Below are 21,070 nucleotides of genomic sequence, written 5' to 3'. Positions count from 1 at the left end.
TGGCGCGCTCGTCCGCGACGACGGCGGAGCAATGAGCGCGAGTCTCATTCCTTCCCGAACGCTCGCCTCAGCTCCACCTTCGCGCGTTCCAGTCGTGCGCGCTGCGTTTTCGGCAGCGTCTTGCCGGCGCGATTGATGTAGAACGTCAGCATCGACAGCGCGGAGCGATAGGCGCCGGTCTTGCGACGCGAGCTGTGCTCGGCCGAGCGTTTCAGGGAGGCCGCGATCTTCCTGGGGTCCTGGAGCTTGAACACGCCGCGCTCGAGATCGAGCGCGTTGCTCTCCCGCGTCACCCGTTGCGACCAGCGCTTCGGTGCTGTACGGCGACTTGGCCTCTTGCGCGTCGTGCTCGCCTTGCGACGTGCGGTGTTGCGCGTACCTGTCTTCCGCGCACCTGTCTTCCGCGAATGTGTCGTCTTCCTGACCCGAGCCATGCGTCAACTCCCTGGAGCTCAATCGAAAACGGGCGTTTTGGGCGGCTGTTCCCTGGGAACCGGGTCCCATCGCAAACGTTGTCGCAGGTGGCAGGCGGAATGCCGCACCCCCAATGATCGGATCGACCCCGTCCACGTCATGTGAACCGGGGTCGCTTCCATTGATCAGACGCAACAGCCCGATGGAATTGCAGCAAAGCCCAGCGCTGAACTATGCACCCGTAGTCCCGGCGGCGACCGCGACCGAACGTATCGTCGAGACCAGCATTCCCTCGCGGTTGGACGCCCTGCCGTGGAGCGGTTTCCACACCCGTGTCGTGCTCGCGCTGGGCATCACCTGGATTCTTGACGGACTCGAGGTAACCTTGGCCGGTGCGCTCTCCGGTGCACTGAAGCAGAGCCCGTCGCTGCACTTCTCCAATCTCGATCTCGGGATCGCCAACTCCGCCTATCTCGCGGGCGCCGTGATCGGTGCGCTCGGCTTCGGCTGGCTGACCGATCGCATCGGCCGCAAGAAACTGTTCTTCATCACGCTTGCGCTCTATCTCTCGGCAACGGCGGCGACCGCTCTGTCGTGGGATGTCGCGAGCTATGCGCTGTTTCGTTTCCTCACCGGCGCCGGCATCGGTGGCGAGTACACCGCGATCAATTCGACCATCCAGGAATTGGTGCCGGCGCGCTATCGCGGCTGGACCGATCTCGTCATCAACGGCAGTTTCTGGATCGGGGCCGCGATGGGCGCCGTGGCGGCCATTGTGCTGCTCGATCCAGCATTGATCGGACCCGATCTCGGCTGGCGCCTGGCCTATCTCATCGGCGCGGCCATCGGTCTCGTCGTGCTCTTGATGCGAATGTGGATTCCGGAAAGTCCGCGCTGGCTGATGATCCATGGCCGTCCCGACGAAGCCCATGCCATCGTCGACGGGATCGAGCGCTCGGTGATCGGGCATCACCGGGACACGAGCGACGGGCGCTTCACCAAGATCCGGTTGAAGATGCGCGATCACACGCCGATCGCCGAGGTCGTGCACACGTTGTTTTCGGCCTATCGTCAGCGCGCGCTGGTCGGCCTCGTGCTGATGAGCGCGCAGGCGTTCTTCTACAACGCCATCTTCTTCACCTTCGCGCTGGTGCTGACCGATTTCTATGGCATCAGCGCCGATCACGTCGGCTGGTACCTGCTGCCCTTCGCTGCCGGCAATTTCCTTGGGCCCTTGCTGCTCGGCCGTCTGTTCGATACGCTCGGCCGCCGCACCATGATCATGTTCACCTATGGCGCATCGGGCGTGCTACTGGCGATATCGGGCTATCTGTTCTCGATCGGCGTGCTGAGCGCGCAGGGGCAGACCATCGCCTGGATGGTGATCTTCTTCTTTGCCTCGCCGGCTGCGAGCGCGGCCTATCTCACCGTCAGCGAGACGTTTCCCCTGGAGGTCCGCGCGCTGGCGATCGCGGTATTCTATGCGGTCGGCACCGGTATCGGCGGCGTGGTCGGGCCGGCGCTGTTCGGCGCGCTGATCGACACGGGATCGCGCAACAGCGTGTTCGCCGGCTATCTGCTGGGGGCATTTCTGATGATCGCGGCTGCGATCGTGGCGTGGCGCTATGCCGTCTCCGCGGAGCGCAAACCGCTCGAACAAATCGCGCGGCCGCTCGCCTTTATGGAGTAGACTGATGAAATCGGAACTTGGGGACACGGCGATGGACCAGACGCGTACGATGCCGGATGACGATGCGCCCGAAGCGGTGCCGGTGCCGCATGCGCTGGTGCCGCATCTCGATGAAATCGCCATTCTGCTCGACATCGACGGCACGCTGCTCGACCTGATGCCGACGCCACGCGAGGTGTGGGTGCCGCCGGGCCTGTCGGAAACGCTGGGCCGGCTGACCGAGCGCACCTCCGGGGCACTGGCGCTGGTCAGTGGCCGCTCGCTGAACGACATCGACCTGATTTTCGCGCCCGATGTGTTTCGCGCGGTCGCCGGCCACGGCGCGGAGATGCGGCTGTCGGTGGACAATGAAGCTGATGACGTGCACGCGCCGCCGCTCGACAAGGAGCTGAAGCGGCGCCTGGCCGCCATCGCCAAGCTCAGCCCTGGCATTCTGCTCGAGGACAAGGGCTATTCGCTCGCGCTGCATTACCGCCTTGCGCCGCATGCGGAGAAGGCGATCTACGAATCCGTCTCGCTGATCCGCGCCGACCTGCCCAACGCGCCGATCGAGGTGCTGCCCGGAAAGTTCGTCTGCGAGATCAAGCATTCCGGCTTCACCAAGGCGAGCGGCGTGCACGAACTGATGAAGCACGAGCCGTTCAAGGGACGACGCCCGCTATTCATCGGCGACGACGTCACCGATGAGACGGTGTTTGCGATCATGCCCGACATGAACGGGCTCGCCTTCTCGGTCGGCCGCCGCGCGATCGGCGTGAATGGTCACTTCGATGCGCCGAGCGATGTGCGCGCATTCCTCGCGCGACTGCTCGATCCGAGGTGAAACCAAGGCAGCCCCGCCTCGCAGACACGAATACCGTCAGCGGAGCCCGACTGCGCGCCGCAATGCATGCGGCGCAGAACGATCGGAAAAGCTGTCTTTGCAGTGAAATTCCGGGGTTCCGCAAGGGAAACCAGTTCCAACGCGCACGCCCGATTTTGGTTTCAATTGGTTGAAACGATGATCAGGAACCATATTGATGAACGGCAGTTAAACGGGGTGGAATGAACAGGAGGGGACGACCTGTGAACTTGGTTGTCGTTTCAAATCGCGTCGCGCGCGGCAAACCCAACGAGCCCATGACGGGCGGCCTTGCGGCGGCATTGCTTCCGGTGGTGGAACATTCTGGTGCGATCTGGGTCGGTTCCTCCGGCCGTGTGCGTGACGGCCATCAGAAGGAACCCTTCGCCGAGATCGAGGCGCTCGGGACCGGCGCGATTGCGACGCTGGACCTGCCGGCGGCACATTATGGCGGTTATTACGAAGGCTTCGCCAATTCGGCGCTGTGGCCGGCGTTGCATTCGCGCAGCGATCTAATTCGCGTCTCGCGGGAGGACTATGTCAGCTATCGCGAGGTCAACGCCTTCATGGCGCGGGCCCTGCTGCGCTTCCGAAAGGCCAGGACGGCGTTCTGGGTGCAGGACTATCATTTCCTCGCGCTTGGCGCCGAGCTGCGCGACCTCGGCGTCGACGATCCGATCGGCTTCTTCCTGCATACGCCGTGGCCGGTCGCCGCGGTGGTGCAGGGCGTGCCCAACCATCGCGAGCTGATCACGGCGATGCTGGCCTACGATCTGCTCGGCTTCCAGACCGAGGAAGATCGCCAGAACTTTCTCGGCTATGTCGGCGGGGAGCTCGGCCTCGCCATCGAAGGCGGCGTTGCGACCTCGCAACACGGGCGCACGCGCTGTGAAGTCTTCCCGATCGGCATCGATGCGGAGAAGTTTGCGCAGTACGCTGCGAAATCGGCCTCGCACCCCGATGTGTCGCGCCTGCGGCGCAGCCTCAACGGCGAGCGTCTGGCGATCGGCGTCGATCGGCTCGACTATTCAAAGGGCCTCGTCAACCGCATCAGCGCGTTCGACCGGCTCTGGACCGAGCAGCCGCAGTTTGCGCGCAGCATCTCTCTGCTCCAGATCGCCAACCCGTCGCGCGGCGGCATCGAGGCCTATGGCAATCTCCAGAACGACGTCGCGCGCCTCGTGACCGACGTCAACGGCCGTCATGGCGAGGTCGACTGGACGCCGATCCGCTATCTGAACAAGGGTTTCAGTCAGGCCGTGCTCGCGGGCCTCTACCGCACCGCGCAGATCGGTGTCGTGACCCCGCTGCATGACGGCATGAACCTCGTCGCCAAGGAATATGTCGCCGCGCAAAACCCGGCCGATCCCGGTGTGCTGGTGCTGTCCAAATTCGCGGGCGCGGCCAACGAGCTCGATACGGCATTGCTGGTCAATCCGCACGACATCGACGGCATGGCGCGCGCGATCGCGGTCGCGGCCTCCATGCCGCTCACCGAGCGCAAGATGCGCTGGGACGCGATGATGAAGAAGTTGCGCGGCCACACCATCCAGCAATGGTCCGCCGATTTCGTCGCCGAGCTGGAAAAGTGCCGGACCGAGAAGGCGGCCGTTGCCCCGCTCGCAGCCCAGCCGCCCCAGGCGCTGCGCTGGCTGAAGTCGGCGATATCAGGCGTGCGGTTGATTTAGGATTTTCGCAGGCTCCATCCGCTCGTGATGGCCGGCCTTGCCCCGGCCATCACGTCTTGCCACGCGGCTCGAAGAGCGTGGATGTCCCGGACGAGCCGCGGGCATGACGGCCGATGTCGAATAGTGCGAGCCTCAATAACAATACGACACGCTCTCCAGAATCGCGCATTGCCGCTTGTTCGGCGCGTTGGGATCGTCCAGCGGCACCACGCCCTTGCCCTGGCCGACGAACACGCCGGGCCCGACATGGACCGAGCTCTTGTTGCCGATGACCACGCTCTGATGCGGCGTCGAGCTCGAGCGCGTGCCATCGGGCCAGAGGATGGCATCGCCCGAAAGCACCCCGCGCCGGCCGTCGTCACAGCTGACGTCGACGCCTTTCCGGGTGCAGACTTGCGCGGCGGCGGGCAAGGCGAAGGCGGAGCCAAGGGCCGAGATCAGGCCAAGGGCGATGATGGTCCTGCAGATAGTCATGGCGTTCCCGGTCGTGTTTGGCGGCTTCCCGTGAATCGTCGCGCCAAACCCGCCCGCGGTTCAGCCGGCGGGCGGGTCAAAGCGCGTGCAGCGCCAGATATTATCCTTTAAATACAACAAGTTGAGGAAAATCCCCCGATTCGCCCCGCGATCCCTTGCAAAATCATCGGCGCCCCTTCAAGAGAAGGCGCTCCGGAGAGATGGCCGAGTGGCTTAAGGCGCACGCTTGGAAAGCGTGTGTGCGGGAAGCCGTACCGTGGGTTCGAATCCCACTCTCTCCGCCATTTGCACGATCTTGTACGCCAGACTGCGATTTCGTGCGATTGTACTCCCGACGGTAGCGCCTCGGATCTTGGCGCGAGTTGTGCCGACTGCAGATGCGCGGTTTACCTTTGAGCGTCGGCTATATTGCATTGCGGACCACCTCAGATTCGGGCCGATGTAGTACGAACAGGAAGTCGGCCCCTCCTGGCGCTTGCAGCGTTGCGCGAGCGCCGACCTCACCGCAGCGAGCTCGTCGCTACCCCTGCCGTCTCGATGAAGCTGCGTCGCGTGGTCGTGTGCTTCACCCTGAGTTTTTCTGGATCGGGGTGGATGCCTATCGGCACCGCGTCATTACACTTTTCTGATCGGCGGAAACTTACACGCCGGGTCGAGCGCTTCCCTGGTTGGGTTGTAGATTCGAATGGTGAGGTTGAACATGCCGCTCGGCGGAAGCGGCAGCCAGTTCGCCTCTTTATCCCGGCCCGGCGATTTCGCCTGAACATAGAGGTCAAGCGATCCGTCTGCATTGTACTTCGGGTTACCAGGGGGCAGCCCGTAGCGCTGCAGTGAATTGTACACGTAGAAGTTCTCTCGGTATGCGGACAAGGACCAGACGCCGTTCCCCGGGAGGGCCATGAAGGCTTTGTCAAAGTGAACGACGTAGTTGTGGGCCGCATCGAGCGCGTTTCCGTCAGCGTCCACGAATGCCGTCGGGTAGATGATGTCTTCTGCCAGCCCCGCGCCGAGACCCATGTAGGCGACGTAGGCTCGCGTTTGGTAATCCGCGCCGAACCGACCGATGGTCAACATGTTGATCCACCCGTTCGGAGCATTCATCGTGAAAGGTCCGGTCGCGAACTTCATCCAGACTTCCGCCGGCGCAGCGTTGATGCCCTTCCGCACGGCCGGATCGAGTTTGCTGGGATCCAGCTCCTTGCCCGGTTCGATTCCGAGCTTCCTGAGCCATTCGAGGCGCGACGTGTCCGCGGGGTAAGGCGGATTGTCCTTCAACAACATGGCGAGGTACCTGAAGTACAACTCGCCGGGCATCAGCCGGACCTGATCGTAAGGCGTTGTCGTTGGGTCGGCGTTCGGGTCGACGGGGACCTCGGCTGGTGGGGTGTACGGCTTGCCCCAAGCGCTGAGTGGCGTGATCTTCAGCTGGTCCTGAAGGGGGTGAATCTTGGGAAACTCCTGCGGACCGGCGGCCGCCATTTCCACGATGAAAACTCCGTACCGTGTCGAGCACCGGATGACCTCCTTGATGTTCGGAGGCACGGCGCCATTCCAGCCGGGGCCGACGACGAGGTAATCGCCAGCATTTCGGTCGGGAGTGCGGCTGCCACCCGTACCCACGACATCGGTCCAGAAGTTCAAGAGCCGGAAAGCCGTGGGGATGCCCTTGCCATCGGGAAATGAGACCACCTTTGGCTCTTGCAGATCAAGGAATGCGAACGACCAGAGCGAATTAAAGCTGACCCGGACCACGTTCTTCCAGTCCCAGGGCACATATCCGCGCATCCGGGCAAACTGGTCGATGGGAGCAGCGTATTCGCCCGCAGTCGGCGTTGCCGTCTCGACCTGCCTGGTCAGGTCAGTAATCACCAGCGGAAAGCCGTAGACGTACACTTCCATTGCCAGGAGTTTCGCCACCTCGGCACGGACGTCGTCCTTCAGGTCTTTCAGTTCGCCCTTGAGGGATTCACCCAACCGTTCCACCACTCCTTGAGCGGCGCTGACGTCGGGCCCGAGCGTCGCGGCCGTTCCTAGCGCGAGAGCGGCCACGCCGAGATCACGGCGACGAAACAGGGGTAAGTCTAACCTGTGCGGAAACTTCATTGGGAACCTCCTAGAATGTGAATTCAAATACCGATTGTTGGCCCAGCCTTTACGCGGTCAGCTTCGTTGGCCGATAGAGTTTTGATCACTCTCCTGTGGCAAGCCAGGCGCGACCGAGAAGGACCGCAAGCATCCCGTGGAGCGCGACCGCCGGCCACAACAGGACGCCCGTCAACTGATTGCCGATCCCCACGTAGACCAGATAGACCGCTGCAAGCACGTTGTAGATCAGCAGCACGCGAACAGACGATGCCAACTGGTTCGTCGCGGCAGTCGTCGGCCAAGTGGCGAGCGCCAGTCCGAGCAACGCGATGGCCGTGAGCCGACTGAGAACGATCCCGGCGTTGGAGAATTCCGCGCCAAATACAAGCCACGCGAACCACGACGGCCGAACGGACAGGACAAGGCCGGTCGCTGCGGCCTCGACGACCGCAGCGAGAAGTGTCCATTTCGTGGTGCCCGAGCGCTTCGACATGAGTGCAGACCCTCGACGTCGCTAGCGGTTCGCTCCCACGGTCTGTTCCGGCTCGAGCTTGAAGGTCAGCTTGTTGATTTTGCCGGTGAACTTGAACGGAGGATCGTAGCGATACTCGATCATGGCTACGCCAGTGCGTGTGTCCTGGCCGACGTCGAAGGTTTCGTCTTCCGGGAACGTGATCGGGGTGGTGTGCTCCAATGTATTCCTGGCCACTTCCTTGCCGTCCACGGACAGCACGCCGGTGCCACCCTTGCCCAGGCCCGGACCATCGGATTTGAAGTCGAACACGATGGTGTGCTTGCCGGCACTCAGCTCGGGTCCCTCCCAAGTCGTGCGCTTGAGGTCGAGCAGGTTGTAGAGGAAGACCACCTTGCCTCGGCCGATCCCAAAATCGCCCTTGCTCAGGAACAGGCCGTAGCCGCCGAACCGTCCACCGTGGGTGACGATCATCCCCTCCGCCCCGCCTTCGGGGATGTCGACATCCGCTGTGATGGTGTAGGACTTGTCCAGGATATCCGGCGCCGCACTGGCCGGCGTGCCGATCAGTTCGCCCGAATAGGTGAAGACCGTTCGCCCTGCCGTGAGGCTCGGGCGCGGTGTGTTCCAGCGCGCAAGAGTCGAGTTGTCGAGTGGCAGCACGTTGTACTTCTTCGCCTCTGCATAGAAGAGGTCCTGCATCTGCTTGAGCTTGTCAGGCATCTTGGTAGCGACGTCGTTGGACTGCGTGGGATCCTCCTGGACGTTGTAGAGTTCCCAGTTGTAACCGGTAATCACGTCCGGCGGTGTCTTGGTGCTTGGCTCCCAAGGGAGCGTCGCCGGCGTCGTCGCCGCTACCCATCCGTCCTGATAGATGGCTCGATTGCCGAGCATCTCGAAATATTGCGTAGTATGTCGCGTGGGCGCGTTACCGTTTGCCTTGTCCCACGTGTACGTCATGCTGACACCTTCGATGGGATTCTGCTTGATCCCGTTGATCGTGTCGGGTTGCGGAATGCCCGCCGCTTCGAGGATAGTCGGCACGATGTCGATGACGTGATGGAATTGGCCGCGGAGACCGCCGACGTCGTTGATGTGGCCGGGCCAGGAGATGACCATCCCCTGGGCCGTCCCGCCAAAGTGTGACGGCACCTGCTTCACCCACTTGAAGGGCGTATCCATCGTCCACGCCCAGCCTGCGGCGTAATGCGGGAACGTCCGCTCCGATCCCCAGAACGGATACCAGAGAAACTGATCCTTGACCGGCACGGAGACGCCATTGAAGCTGGTGAACTCGTTCGGTGTGCCATTGAGCAAGCCTTCGGCGCTCGCGCCGTTGTCGCCACCGATATAGATGATCAAGGTATTGTCGAGTTCGCCAAGGTCTTCGACGGCCTGGATGACCCGGCCGATCTCATGGTCGGCATAAGCGAGATAGGCCCCATAGACGTCCGCCTGCTTGATGAAGAGCTTCTTCTCGTCCCAGCTCAGCGAATCCCACTCCGGGAGGTCTTTCGGCCAAGCTGTCAACCTGGCGTTTTCGGGCATGATGCCCAGCCGCTTCTGGTTGGCGAAGATCTTTTCACGCACCTTGTTCCAGCCCTCGTCGAACAGATGCATGTCGCCGATCTTCTTGACCCACTCGGGCGTGGGATGATGTGGCGCATGGGTAGCGCCGGGCACGTAATAGACGAAGAACGGCTTGTCGGGCGCGACCTCCTTGAGCTGCTTCATGTGCTGGATGGCCTCGTCGGCCATGGCCGTCTCCAGATTCCAGCCGGGATTGCCCTGGAAGGGATAGATCGCCGTCGTATTGCGGAACAGGTTCGGCTGCCATTGGCTCGCATCGCCGCCGACGAAGCCGTAGAAATAATCAAAGCCCATTCCATTCGGCCATTGGTCGAATGGCCCGGCCTGGCTCGACTGGTAGAACGGCGTGTTGTGGTCCTTGCCGAACCATGACGTCGCGTAGCCGTTCGCCTTCAGAATGGTGCCAATCGTGCCCTTCTCGATCGGGATGATGGAGTCGTAGCCCGGGAACCCCGTCGCCATTTCACCCACCACCCCAAAGCCAACCGAGTGATGGTTGCGTCCGGTGATCAGCGCCGCACGCGTCGGCGAGCAAAGTGCGGTGGAATGGAAGTTCGTGTAGCGCAAGCCGGCATTTGCGATCCGGTCCATGCTGGGAGTGGGTATAACGCCGCCGAAGGTAGCGGGCGCGCCGAAACCCTGGTCGTCGGTCATGATCAGCAGCACGTTCGGCGCCCCCTTCGGCGGCACGACGCGAGGGCGCCACCACGGCGTCGACTCGGAGGCCTTCTCCTTGATGACCCCACCGAATTTCGGATCGGGGGGAGGGAGCTGGTTACCGGGAATGGTGGTCGTCGCAGCGGGCGAGCCAATTGGGGCCGCGCTTTGCGCGAATGCCGGCGCGGAGACGAAGGAGGCGGAGATCAGCGCAATAAAGGTCTTGCGAATACTCATTGCAAAATCCTCGTTGGTGCCGCGAGGAGCAATCCTAAATCGCGTCCAGCGAGTTGAGTTTGACTCAAATCAAGGAATGACGGCCGGAAGACGTGAGGCTGCGCTAACAGGGGATTCCAGAGGGTTCTAACGAGAGGTCGACCGCAAGCTCGATCGCAAGCCGAGCGCACGCGGTGAGCGTGAATGAGACTCGTCGCGGGTGAAGCCATGCACGTTCATAGACTCAACGGTTCGGCGGGTGCAGTGATCGCCGTTAGCATCGCGATCGCGGCAGGATCCCTGTTTGTGAACCGGCATTCCGCCACCTATCCGTTAGGCGTCAAAGGCGACCGTCTTGAGGTCATCCTCCCGCAGGGCGGCTGTCCGCTGGTCGTCTGGCCCTATGGATGCGATTGGCAACAACGGAGCGCCTTATCGGACGCAAAGAAGCATTCAAGGTTTGGTCGGCGAGGACGCCAGCCCGGACTAAAGCAATTCTTGTCGTGATCAAGCGCTCTGCTCAAGCGCTTGCGCGCCTCTGCGCGATAGATTTTCTAAGTTAGTTCGAGGCGGCATCGACGCCCTTATCAATCCGGCAGCCCTTCCAATAGGCGGAATCTCTCTTCGGTCATAGGCGATCCAAAGTAAATCGTAGGCGCAAGATGATACAAGAAACATTCGATCGGCTACGGAAACGCCTGAGCGATCCACTGCTGACAGCGCTGACCGTCATGCTAGCAGTAGTGATGTTTGTGATAGGGCCGCTGCAGGCTGTCGGCTTTGTCGGAGCGCACCATTTCGGGCTCGCATTCGGGCTCGTTCTGGTTGTTGCCGTGTTCGTCGTATCGGGGAGCGTAGTGGCGCTGACGGCAACACTGTTTGCCGTCACACTGGTCTTGATCGCAACCATACTTCGAGTGCGGCAGCCGTCGACAGTCGATATTTATCTCGATGCCACAGCCTGGCTGATTGCCGGCCTGACGCTTGCTGTCGTTGTCGCCCGCGCCGTGTTCGCACCGGGGAAGGTCAATTTTCATCGCATCGTCGGTGCGGTTCTTTTCTACCTCAATATTGGACTGATTTTCGTAGCGCTGTTCTGTTTCGTAGCACTGCTTGAGCCCAATGCGTTTACCGGCCTTCAACCACTATCGGACAATCTTGCCATCGCTGGGAACCTAATCTACTTCAGTTTCGTCACCCTGACGTCGGTCGGCTATGGCGACATCGTCCCGCTGCATCCATTTGCACGCGGTCTCGCCAATATCGAAGCGATCATCGGCCAGCTCTATCCAGCAACTTTGCTAGCGCGTCTCGTCACGTTGGAGCTTGAGCATCGTCATCGCCCTTGAGCCGTGCTTGTCCCGCACCACCGGTCGGCGACAGTTCACAGCTCTGGAGCTTGCCACGATGGATTCCATAGAAGGATTGGGCGCGAAGCACCAGTTTTCGGCGGTAGCTCAAACGGTGGGTTTTGGCCTAAGAAGGTCAAAATGCCCTATCTTTCAATGGGGATTGACTGACACTCTCTCCGCCAGCCTCATCCCGCCAATCTCCACCTTCCGTCACCCGACCGCTTCAACGCCGGATCGCTCACCCGCACGTGCTCGGCCAGGAAATCGATGAACGCGCGCACGCGGGCGGGCAGCGGCGCGGTGTGGCCGACATAGACGGCGTGGATGTCTTCGCGGTCGCCGGGATTGTAGCCTTGCAGCACCGGGACGAGGCGGCCGGCCTCGATGTCGGGGCCGATATGGAACAGGGCGAGCCGGGCGAGGCCGACGCCGCCGAGCGCAAGACGGCGGGCGGCTTCGCCGTCGCTGGCGCGCGCGACCGGCGGGGGCACGGCCTCCTCGGTGTGGTCGCCGCGTCTGAACGGCCAGCCGCGGATGCTGCGCGGAAAGGTCCAGCCGATGCCGCGGTGATCGGCAAGGTCCGCCGGCGTTCTCGGCGTGCCGCAACGGGCGAGATAGTTCGGCGCGCCGACCACGACCATGCGGCTGCTGCCGAGCTTTCGCGCGACGAGACGCGAGGCGCGCAATGGGCCGACGCGGACGGCGACGTCGGCGCGCTCCTGCATCAGGTCGATCAGCGTGTCGGTCAGCACGAGATCGAGCGTGACGTCGGGATGCTGTTCCAGGAAGCGCGGGATCAACGGCACCACGTGCAGCATGCCGAAGGGAATGTTGCAATTGACCGTGAGGCGGCCGCGCGGCGCGGAGCCTGAGGCCGCTTCGCGCTCGGCCTCCTCCATCTCGGCGAGGATGCGCAACGAGCGCTCGTAGAAGGCCTGGCCTTCCTCCGTCAGCGTCAGCTTGCGCGTGGTGCGGTTGACCAGTCGCGCGCCGAGCCGCGCCTCCAGCCGCGACATCAGCTTGCTGACTCCCGACGGCGTCAGCCGCAGTTTTCGCGCGGCCTGGGTGAAGCCGCCGAGATCGACGATGCGGACGAAGACCTCCATCTCGGCAGAGCGGTTGGTGTCGAAACGGGCCATGTTGAATTCATGTCACAAATGATTGGATTGCGGACATTCTAATGGTTTTGCGGCAGTGCCGCTATCTGCGTGGCTCGTCTCATTCATCGGAGCCACGCATGCCTCCCGCCGTCCTTGCGCTCACCGCCGGTGCCTTCGGCATCGGCACCACCGAATTCATCATCATGGGCCTCCTGCTCCAGATCGCCGCCGACATGCATGTCTCCGTGCCGGTCGCGGGCCTGCTGATATCAGGCTATGCGCTCGGCGTGTTCGTCGGTGCGCCGGTGCTGACGCTGGCGACGCGGCAGATGCCGCGGAAAGCGGTGCTGCTCGCGCTGATGGCGATCTTCACGCTGGGCAATGCGGCTTGCGCGCTGGCCCCGAACTACGAACTGCTGATGGCCGCACGCGTGCTGACCTCGCTCGCCCACGGCACGTTCTTCGGTGTCGGCTCGGTCGTGGCCACCAGCCTCGTCGCCGAGGACAAGCGTGCCTCCGCGATCGCCACCATGTTCATCGGCCTGACGGTCGCCACGCTCCTGGGGGTGCCTTTCGGCGCCTGGTTCGGCCTGATGCTCGGCTGGCGCGCGGCGTTCTGGGCCGTGACGGTCATCGGTGTGATCGCGTTCGCGGTGGTAGCCGCGCTCGTTCCCGGCCATGTCGGCGATGGCGACAGGCCGGTCTCGCTCGCTGAAGAGGTCGCCGTGCTCGGCCGCCCGCAGGTGCTGCTCGGCCTTGCCATGACCGTGTTCGGCTTCGCCGGCCTGTTCGTCGTCTTCACCTATATCCAGCCGATCCTGACGCGCTTCACGGGCTTCTCGGAGGCTGCCGTCTCGCCGATCCTGCTGGTATTTGGCGTCGGGCTCGCGATCGGCAACGTGGCCGGCGGGAGGCTTGCGGACCGCGGCCTGGCACGGGCCCTGACCGGCACGCTTGCCGCACTTGCGATCGTGCTGCTCGGCCTGGCCGCCGTGCTCTCGATCAAGATCCTTTCCATCGCGCTGATCCTGCTGCTCGGCATCGCCGCCTTCGCAACCGTCGCCCCGCTCCAGCTGCGTGTGCTGGAGGCCGCAGGCCCCAGCGGTCGCACGCTCGCCTCCAGCCTCAACATCGCCGCGTTCAATCTCGGCAACGCGCTCGGCGCCTGGGCCGGCGGCGTCACCATCGACCGCGGGCTCGGTCTCTCCGCGCTGCCTCTGATCGCAGCCGGGATCACGGCCATTGGTCTCGTGCTGGCGCTGTGGAGCCTCCGGCTCGACCGTGCGCCGGCCGCCGTCGCGGCGTGTCCGGCGGAGTAGAGCGAAGGCGTGGGGTCCGCTGACAATTGGTCGCATCGGTCCTCTCGCCAGCGCGCCATGCAGAAACGCACCTGTACAGGGCCGCATGTCGTCCGTAACCTCCGCCGCGCAATTGAAGGAGATGCCGGCGTGGCGAAGAAGACGGCGACCAGGAAGAAAAGTGTGTTGAAGAAAGCTGCGAAGACTCCGAAGAAGGTGAGCTCCGGCCGCAAGAGCGTGGTCGCGAAGCCGGTCAGGAAGGCGGCACGAGCGAAGTCCGCCGCACCGCGGCGCCCGAAGGGGCCGGCCTGGCAATGGTCGGCGGTCGAGACCGCGGCTGCGATCCGCTCCGGCGCCATCTCCGCGGTCGAGGCGGTCGAAGCGCATCTCGAACGGATGCGCACCGTCAATCCGCGGCTGAACGCCGTCGTCGTCGACCTCTCGGAAGAAGCGCTTGCCGCGGCCCATGCGGCCGACAAGCTGCGCGCCAAGGGTGGCGAGCTCGGCCTCCTGCACGGCGTGCCGATCACGATCAAGGAAAACGTCGACTACGAGGGCCGGCCGAACTTCAACGGCGTGCCCGCCAACAAGGGCCTTGTCGCTCCCTCCGATGCGCCTGTTGTCCGCAATCTCAGGAAGGCCGGCGCGATCGTCATCGGGCTGACCAATACGCCGGAGTTCTCCTTCCGCGGCTTCACCGACAATCCCCTGCACGGGCTGACGCTGAACCCCTGGGATCCCGATATCACCTGCGGCGGCTCGTCGGGCGGGGCAGGTTCGGCGGTCGCCGCCGGCATCGGCACCATCGCGCATGGCAACGACATCGGCGGCTCGCTGCGCTGGCCGGCGCACTGCAACGGCGTTGCCACCATCAAGCCGACGCAGGGCCGCATCCCCGCGTTCAACGGGAGCGCAACGGCGGAGCGGCCGATGCTGGCACATCTGATGTCGGCGCAGGGGCCGCTCGCGCGCCATGTCGCCGACGTTCGCCTCGCGTTGGAGGCGATGAGCCAGCGCGATCCGCGCGACCCCTGGTGGGTGCCGGCACCGCTGGTCGGACCCAAGCCGAAGGGGCCGATCAAGGTCGCGCTGGCGAAGATTCCCGAGGACATGGACGTCGATCCGTCCGTCTCCGCGGCGCTGCGCCAGGCCGCCGATCATCTCGAGCGTTCCGGCTATCGTGTCAGCGAGGTCGAAGTGCCAGACATCGACGGGGTCTGGCAGACCTGGTGCGACATCATCACCAACGAGACCGTGGTGATGCAGGAGGCCGGCATGCTGAAGGTCACGTCCGAGGATTTCCACAAGGCCTGGGGCGGCATGAAGGCCAAGGCCAATGTGCTCGATCTCAAGGCCTGGATGCAGGCGACGGCCGCGCGCAACGGCCACATCCGCGCCTGGCAATTGTTCTTCGAGGACTATCCGGTCGTGCTGGCGCCGACCACGGTGAAGCCGACGCCCGGCCCGCGTGACGACACCGTCAGTCCCGAGCGGGTGCGCGAGATCTTCTGGGGCGAGATCCGCTTCATCTCCGCCATCAACGTGCTGGGGCTGCCCGGCGCTGTGGTGCCGGTGGCGCTCCACGACGGCAAGCCGATCGGCGTGCAACTGATTGCCGGGCGCTATCGCGAGGATCTCGCACTCGATGCCGCAGCCGCGATCGAGAAGCGCGTCGGCGTGCTCTCCCACCGCCTCTGGCAGAGCATGGCTTGAGCCCAGGCAAGCACCGCCGCGTTGACGACGCACCCCTTTCCCCGCGCGGGCGAGGGGGCTCGCCGCGCAGCGGCGAGATGGATGACGCCGAGCAAGACACGGTGCGATCGGTTAATCGAATTTAACCGGGATTTCAGCCAATTCGCCAGCAAGCGTTAGGGTTACTTCCTCGATCTCTAGGCGAATTATTGTCCGCTTTACCACCCGCCTCTAACAGAGGACGGCGGACAACGCACATGCCTCATACAGGCCAATAAGTGCGGCCCGCCCACGCGGAGGTGGCACGATGCGCAACGAGACGATCGCTATTCACGCCGGCTACGAGCCCGAACCGACCACGCATGCGGTGGCCGTGCCGATCTACCAGACCGCGGCCTACGCCTTCGACAGTGCCGATCATGGAGCCGCCCTGTTCAATCTCGAGGCCGAAGGCTTTCGCTACAGCCGCATCGCCAATCCGACCAGCGCGGTGCTGGAGAAGCGTATCGCCCAGCTCGAGGGCGGCGTCGGCGCGCTCGCTGTCGCGACCGGGCAGGCCGCGCTGCATTTCGCCTTCGTCAACGTCGCCGATCACGGCGGCAACATCGTTTCCGTGCCGCAGCTCTACGGCACGACGCATACGCTGCTCTCGCACATCCTGCCGCGGCAGGGCATCACCGGCCGCTTCGCCGAGAGCGACAAGCCGGAGGCGATCGAGAAGCTGATCGACGAGAACACCCGTGCCGTGTTCGCCGAGACCATCGGCAATCCCGCCGGCAATGTCTGCGACATCGAAGCCCTGGCCAGAATCGCGCATGCGCATGGCGTGCCGCTGATCGTCGACAACACCGTCGCAACTCCGATCCTGCTCAAGCCGTTCGACTACGGTGCCGACATCGCCGTGCACTCGCTGACCAAGTTCCTGGGCGGTCACGGCACCACGCTCGGCGGCGCCATCGTCGATTCCGGAAACTTCCCCTGGGACAAGCATGCCGAGCGCTTCCCGGCCTACAACAAGCCGGATGCGTCCTATCACGGCCTCGTCTATGCCGAGCGGTTCGGCCGCACCGCCTATATCGAGCGGGCGCGCAGTGTCTATCAGCGCACGATGGGCTCGGTGCTGTCGCCGTTCAACGCCTTCCTGCTGCTCCAGGGCATCGAGACCGTCGCGCTGCGCATGGAGCGCCATGTCGAGAACGCCCGCAAGGTCGCCGAATTCCTGCGCGGCGATCCACGCGTCGCCTGGGTCAATTACACCGGGTTTCCGGACAGTCCCTATTATCCGCTGGTGCAGAAGTACCTGAATGGCAACGCCTCCTCGCTGTTCACCTTCGGCATCAAGGGCGGCATGGAGGCCGGCAAGACCTTCTACGATACGCTGAAGCTGATCACGCGCCTGGTCAATATCGGCGATGCCAAGTCGCTGGCCTGCCATCCGGCTTCGACCACCCACCGGCAGATGTCGGCGGAGCAGCAGCGCGTTGCCGGCGTGCTGCCGGAGACCATCCGTTTGTCGATCGGCATCGAGCATGTCTCGGACATCGTCGAGGACATCGACCAGGCGCTGGAGAAGGCCTGCCCGTCGGCGCGCCTCGAGGCCGCGGAGTAGGCGGCGCCCCCCATGACGATCTTGATCGACAGGGATCAAGTCATCTCGGGCCCGGCGCTGGTGCCGGCCGCGCGCGATCTCGCGCGCGATGCCGACGCCGAACTCACCATCGGGCTCATCAACAACATGCCGGATCCGGCGCTGAAGGCGACCGAGCGGCAGTTCATGAAGCTGCTCCAGGCCGCCGCGGGCCCGCGCCGCATCCGCTTCCACTGCTTCTCGCTTCCCAGCGTGAAGCGGTCGCCCGAAGCGAAGTGGCATGTCGAGAGCGAGTATTCCGACCTTTCCGATCTCGCGCGCGGCAAGTTCGATGGGCTGATCGTAACAGGCGCAGAGCCGATCGCGCCCGAGCTCGACCAGGAGCCATACTGGCGGGACCTCACGAACCTCATCGACTGGGCCAAGACCGGCACGCGCTCGACGATCTGGTCGTGTCTCGCCGCGCATGCCGCGGTGCTGCACCTCGACGGCATTGAACGGCGGCGACTGCCGGCCAAATGTCACGGCGTTTTCGACTGCGAGGTCGTAACGAGCGATTCGCTGACCCACGCGGCGCCTGCGCCGCTCAAGGTTTCGCATTCGCGCCTGAACGAGATCGCCGAGAGCGACCTTGCGCAGGCCGGTTATCAGGTGCTGACACGCTCGGCCCAAGCCGGCGTCGACGTCTTCGTCCGCCAATATGCCAGCCGCTTCGTGTTCTTCCAGGGTCACCCGGAATATGACGCGCTGTCGCTCCAGCGAGAATATCTGCGCGACATCGGCCGCTATCTCACGCGGCAGCGCGAGAACTATCCGCGCCTGCCGGTGAGCTATTTTGACGCAGCGACGGAAGAGAAACTGGCTCGCTTCGAGAAGAAGGCGACACACCAGCGCCATCCCGCGCTCACCAACGAACTGCCTCGGTTGAATCTGCGCGCCGATATCGGCGCCGGCAACGCGGCGGCGGCGCTATTCCGCAATTGGTTGCGCCATCTCGGCGAGGGCGCCGACGCGTCGATGGCGGAGCTGGCGGAAGGGGTCTTGGTTCCGCGTTAGGATTACCCATGCGCCAGGCTTGCCTCAACCTGTGCGCGAATGCTTCAATAGAGGAATGGGAATCACGGGAAACGCAGCGTGTGGTCGGCATTCCAGGGACGCGTGAGCAATCGGCTGGCCCGGCATTTCCGCGCCGCGCGGCACCGGCTGCCCGCGCATGCGCCGATGGTGAGCTTCACCTTCGACGATGCCCCCGATAGCGCCGCAGGCGAGGGCGCCGAGCTTCTGGAGGAGCATGGCGGCCGGGGGACGTTCTATCTTGCCGGCAGCCTGATCGATCGTCCGTCGGATCATTGGCAGGCCTTGTCCAACGACGCGATCGTGCGGCTGCACCGGACCGGTCACGAGATTGCCTGCCACACCTTCTCGCACCAGAACTCGGTCAATCTCGACGAGGCCGCGATGGCTCGCGAGATCGAGCGAAACCGCACCTTTTTTCGCGATATCGATTCCTCGATCAGGCTGGAGAACTTCGCCTATCCCTATGGAATTGCCTCGTTCTGGCGCAAGCCGCAACTCGCAAAGGCCTTCCGGTCGGCGCGCGGCATCCTTCCCGGCGTCAATCGCGATGTCATCGATCTCCAGTTCCTGCGCGCCTCGCCCTTGATCGATTGCGAGATCGATCCGGCCGGCGTCGATCGCTATTTCGACGAGGCGATCGCAAGCGGCGGCTGGCTGATCTTCTACGGCCACGACGTCGCGAATGCGCCAAGCCCCTTTGGCTGCACGCCGCACCTGATGCGTCATGCGCTGGAAGCGGCCCGCAAGCGCAACATGCCGATCGTGACGGTCGCAGAGGCGCTGCGGCGAATCGGGGTGTAGCTTCTTCTTTCCCTCTCCCCCTGTGGGAGAGGGAACAACCGCGCCGCGCCCACCCAAATGGCCTTGCCACGCCCGCGCGGTCATGCGACTGGCCTTGTGACGAATCGCACGGCTTGATCTGTTCCGCCCATGTCCGTTCCTTCCATGTCCGTTCCCTCCACCGCTCCGCCGCCCGCGCCGGCCAATGGCCGCGATGCGCTGTCGGTGCTGCATTCGGTGTTCGGTCTGCCGGGCTTCCGCGGCGCGCAGGGCGAGATCATCCGCCATGTCACCGACGGCGGCAATTGCCTGGTGCTGATGCCGACCGGCGGCGGCAAGTCGCTCTGCTATCAACTCCCCTCGCTGCTGCGCGAAGGCTGCGGCATCGTGGTGTCGCCGCTGATCGCCTTGATGCGCGACCAGGTCGCCGGCCTGATCGAAGCGGGCGTCAATGCCGCCGCGCTGAACTCGTCGCTGACGCCGCAGGAGGCGTCCGACGTCGAGCGGCGCCTGCTCGCGAGCGATCTCGACCTGCTCTACGTGGCGCCGGAGCGCCTGGTCACGCCGCGCTGCCTGTCGCTGCTGGCGCAGGCGAAGGTGGCGCTGTTCGCGATCGACGAGGCGCATTGCGTCTCGCAATGGGGCCATGACTTCCGTCCGGAATATGTCGGCCTCTCCATCATCGCCGAGCGTTTTCCGGATGTGCCGCGCATCGCGCTGACCGCGACCGCAGACGAGTTGACGCGCAAGGAGATCGTCGAGCGGCTTCGGCTGACGGGCGCGCCGCAATTCGTCTCGAGCTTCGACCGGCCCAACATCCGCTACGAGATCGTCGACAAGCGCAGCGCGGTGTCGCAGCTGAAGGAGTTGATCCGCGAGCGTCACATGGGCGATGCCGGCGTGGTCTATTGCCTGTCGCGCAACCGCGTCGAGGAGGTCGCTGCGGCGCTTCAAGAGGCCGGTATTGCGGCGCTGCCCTACCACGCCGGGCTCGACGGGGCGTTGCGCTCGCGCAACCAGGACCGCTTTCTCAACGAGGACGGCATCGTCATCGTCGCGACCGTCGCGTTCGGCATGGGCATCGACAAGCCCGATGTGCGCTTCGTCGCCCATCTCGACCTGCCCAAGAGCATCGAGGCCTACTATCAGGAGACGGGGCGTGCCGGCCGTGACGGCAAGCCGTCGACGGCCTGGATGGCCTATGGGCTCTCGGACATCGTGCAGCAGCGCCGCATGATCGACGAGTCCAGCGCTTCCGACGAGTTCAAGCGGGTCTCGATCGGCAAGCTCGATGCGCTGGTCGGCCTTGCCGAAACGCCGCATTGCCGGCGCCGGCGGCTGCTCGCCTATTTCGGCGAGATCGTGATGAGCGAGAGCTGCGGCAATTGCGACAATTGCCTGACGCCGCCCAAGATGCGCGACGGCAAGGTGCTGGCGCAGAAGCTGCTATCCTGCGTCTACCGGACCGGCCAGCGCTTTGGTGCGATGCATTTGATCGACGTGCTGGTGGGGCGCCTGACCGAGAAAGTGACGCAGTTCGGCCACGACAAGCTGTCGGTGTTCGGGATCGGGCGCGAGCTCAACGAAAAGCAGTGGCGCACGGTGCTGCGGCAATTGGTGGCGATGGGACATTTGCGCAGCGACAGTGAAGCGTTCGGGGCACTCAAGCTGACGGAGTCCTCGCGCGGCGTGCTGCGCGGCGAAACGGACGTGTGGTTGCGCGAGGAGGCGCCGGGCACCCGCCTCCGTTCGAGCCGCACCAAATCCCGCCGCGGCGATCTCGCGCCAGCGGCCAGCGCGCCGCAAGGCGATGTCGATCCCGAGCTGCGCGCGCGCCTGCGCGCCTGGCGTTCGGACGTCGCGCGCGAACGTGGCGTCCCGGCCTACGTGGTGCTGCACGACGCAACGATCGACGGCATCGTCCGGGCCTGGCCGACGACGCTGGATGAGCTCCGCAACGTGCCGGGGATCGGCGACAAGAAGCTCGAGCATTACGGCGACGAGCTGCTGCAGATCGTCAGGACAAGGTAGCAGCGCCAAATACTCCGCTGTCGTC

16 protein-coding genes and 1 tRNA gene are annotated in these 21,070 nt (G+C 64.1%); 11 read left to right on the top strand and 6 right to left on the bottom strand.

All coding sequences use genetic code 11. The annotated features are described in order from the left end of the window. Positions 1-44: 44 nt before the first annotated feature. Positions 45-434 (bottom strand): DUF3175 domain-containing protein, encoded by a 390-nt coding sequence (locus tag XH87_RS28285; protein WP_271589739.1) that lies wholly within the window; start codon positions 432-434, stop codon positions 45-47. A 182-nt stretch (positions 435-616) separates the two neighbouring features. Between XH87_RS28285 and XH87_RS28280 the strand changes: the two genes are divergently transcribed. The 3 genes from XH87_RS28280 (at position 617) to XH87_RS28270 (ending at position 4,633) form a co-directional block, all read left to right on the top strand. Continuing rightward, a complete protein-coding gene (locus XH87_RS28280) occupies positions 617-2,104 on the top strand; it encodes an MFS transporter (RefSeq protein ID WP_271589738.1) in 1,488 nt (495 codons plus the stop codon). 4 nt (positions 2,105-2,108) lie between these two features. Next, positions 2,109-2,927, top strand: a complete 819-nt coding sequence (gene otsB, locus XH87_RS28275) for a trehalose-phosphatase (RefSeq protein WP_271589737.1) — start codon at positions 2,109-2,111, stop codon at positions 2,925-2,927. A gap of 242 nt (positions 2,928-3,169) precedes the next feature. After that, the gene (locus XH87_RS28270) at positions 3,170-4,633 is read left to right on the top strand and encodes a trehalose-6-phosphate synthase (RefSeq protein WP_035710282.1); all 1,464 of its coding nucleotides are present in this window, start codon (positions 3,170-3,172) and stop codon (positions 4,631-4,633) included. A gap of 132 nt (positions 4,634-4,765) precedes the next feature. On the opposite strand, the gene XH87_RS28265 is transcribed toward XH87_RS28270, so the two are convergent. Further along, positions 4,766-5,107: a hypothetical protein gene (locus tag XH87_RS28265; RefSeq protein ID WP_158670109.1), complete on the bottom strand. Its 342-nt coding sequence runs from the start codon at positions 5,105-5,107 to the stop codon at positions 4,766-4,768. Between the two features lie 194 nt (positions 5,108-5,301). Here XH87_RS28265 and XH87_RS28260 point away from each other — a divergent pair. Next, positions 5,302-5,391 (top strand) — tRNA-Ser (locus XH87_RS28260). Positions 5,392-5,722: 331 nt separating this feature from the next. Here XH87_RS28260 and XH87_RS28255 read toward each other — a convergent pair. From XH87_RS28255 to XH87_RS28245, 3 genes are all read right to left on the bottom strand, one after another. Next, complete coding sequence (locus XH87_RS28255) at positions 5,723-7,210, bottom strand: DUF1254 domain-containing protein (RefSeq protein WP_271589736.1); 1,488 nt, start codon at positions 7,208-7,210, stop codon at positions 5,723-5,725. A gap of 85 nt (positions 7,211-7,295) precedes the next feature. Beyond that, on the bottom strand, positions 7,296-7,685 hold the full coding sequence (locus XH87_RS28250; RefSeq protein WP_271589735.1) for a hypothetical protein: 390 nt from the start codon (positions 7,683-7,685) through the stop codon (positions 7,296-7,298). Between the two features lie 21 nt (positions 7,686-7,706). Continuing rightward, entirely contained in the window at positions 7,707-10,148 is a 2,442-nt protein-coding gene (locus XH87_RS28245) for an arylsulfatase (protein ID WP_271589734.1), read from the bottom strand. A gap of 641 nt (positions 10,149-10,789) precedes the next feature. Here XH87_RS28245 and XH87_RS28240 point away from each other — a divergent pair. Then, a complete protein-coding gene (locus tag XH87_RS28240) occupies positions 10,790-11,476 on the top strand; it encodes a potassium channel family protein (RefSeq protein ID WP_271589733.1) in 687 nt (228 codons plus the stop codon). Between the two features lie 188 nt (positions 11,477-11,664). On the opposite strand, the gene XH87_RS28235 is transcribed toward XH87_RS28240, so the two are convergent. Next, complete coding sequence (locus XH87_RS28235) at positions 11,665-12,618, bottom strand: LysR family transcriptional regulator (RefSeq protein ID WP_271589732.1); 954 nt, start codon at positions 12,616-12,618, stop codon at positions 11,665-11,667. Between the two features lie 98 nt (positions 12,619-12,716). Here XH87_RS28235 and XH87_RS28230 point away from each other — a divergent pair, with 98 nt between their 5' ends. From XH87_RS28230 to recQ, 6 genes are all read left to right on the top strand, one after another. Further along, complete coding sequence (locus XH87_RS28230; protein WP_271589731.1) at positions 12,717-13,898, top strand: MFS transporter; 1,182 nt, start codon at positions 12,717-12,719, stop codon at positions 13,896-13,898. 129 nt (positions 13,899-14,027) lie between these two features. After that, on the top strand, positions 14,028-15,590 hold the full coding sequence (locus tag XH87_RS28225) for an amidase family protein (RefSeq protein ID WP_271589730.1): 1,563 nt from the start codon (positions 14,028-14,030) through the stop codon (positions 15,588-15,590). 286 nt (positions 15,591-15,876) lie between these two features. After that, entirely contained in the window at positions 15,877-17,178 is a 1,302-nt protein-coding gene (locus XH87_RS28220; RefSeq protein ID WP_271589729.1) for an O-acetylhomoserine aminocarboxypropyltransferase/cysteine synthase family protein, read from the top strand. 12 nt (positions 17,179-17,190) lie between these two features. Next, on the top strand, positions 17,191-18,213 hold the full coding sequence (gene metA / locus XH87_RS28215; RefSeq protein ID WP_271589728.1) for a homoserine O-succinyltransferase MetA: 1,023 nt from the start codon (positions 17,191-17,193) through the stop codon (positions 18,211-18,213). Between the two features lie 78 nt (positions 18,214-18,291). Further along, a complete protein-coding gene (locus XH87_RS28210; protein ID WP_271589727.1) occupies positions 18,292-19,035 on the top strand; it encodes a polysaccharide deacetylase family protein in 744 nt (247 codons plus the stop codon). A gap of 144 nt (positions 19,036-19,179) precedes the next feature. Then, positions 19,180-21,045: a DNA helicase RecQ gene (recQ, locus tag XH87_RS28205; protein ID WP_271589726.1), complete on the top strand. Its 1,866-nt coding sequence runs from the start codon at positions 19,180-19,182 to the stop codon at positions 21,043-21,045. Positions 21,046-21,070 lie beyond the last annotated feature (25 nt).

Source organism: Bradyrhizobium sp. CCBAU 53415 (assembly GCF_028128735.1).
In the GTDB taxonomy this organism is placed as follows: Bacteria; Pseudomonadota; Alphaproteobacteria; order Rhizobiales; family Xanthobacteraceae; genus Bradyrhizobium.
Note: the sequence above shows the minus strand (reverse complement) of the source record. Positions and strands in the feature narration are given on the sequence as shown.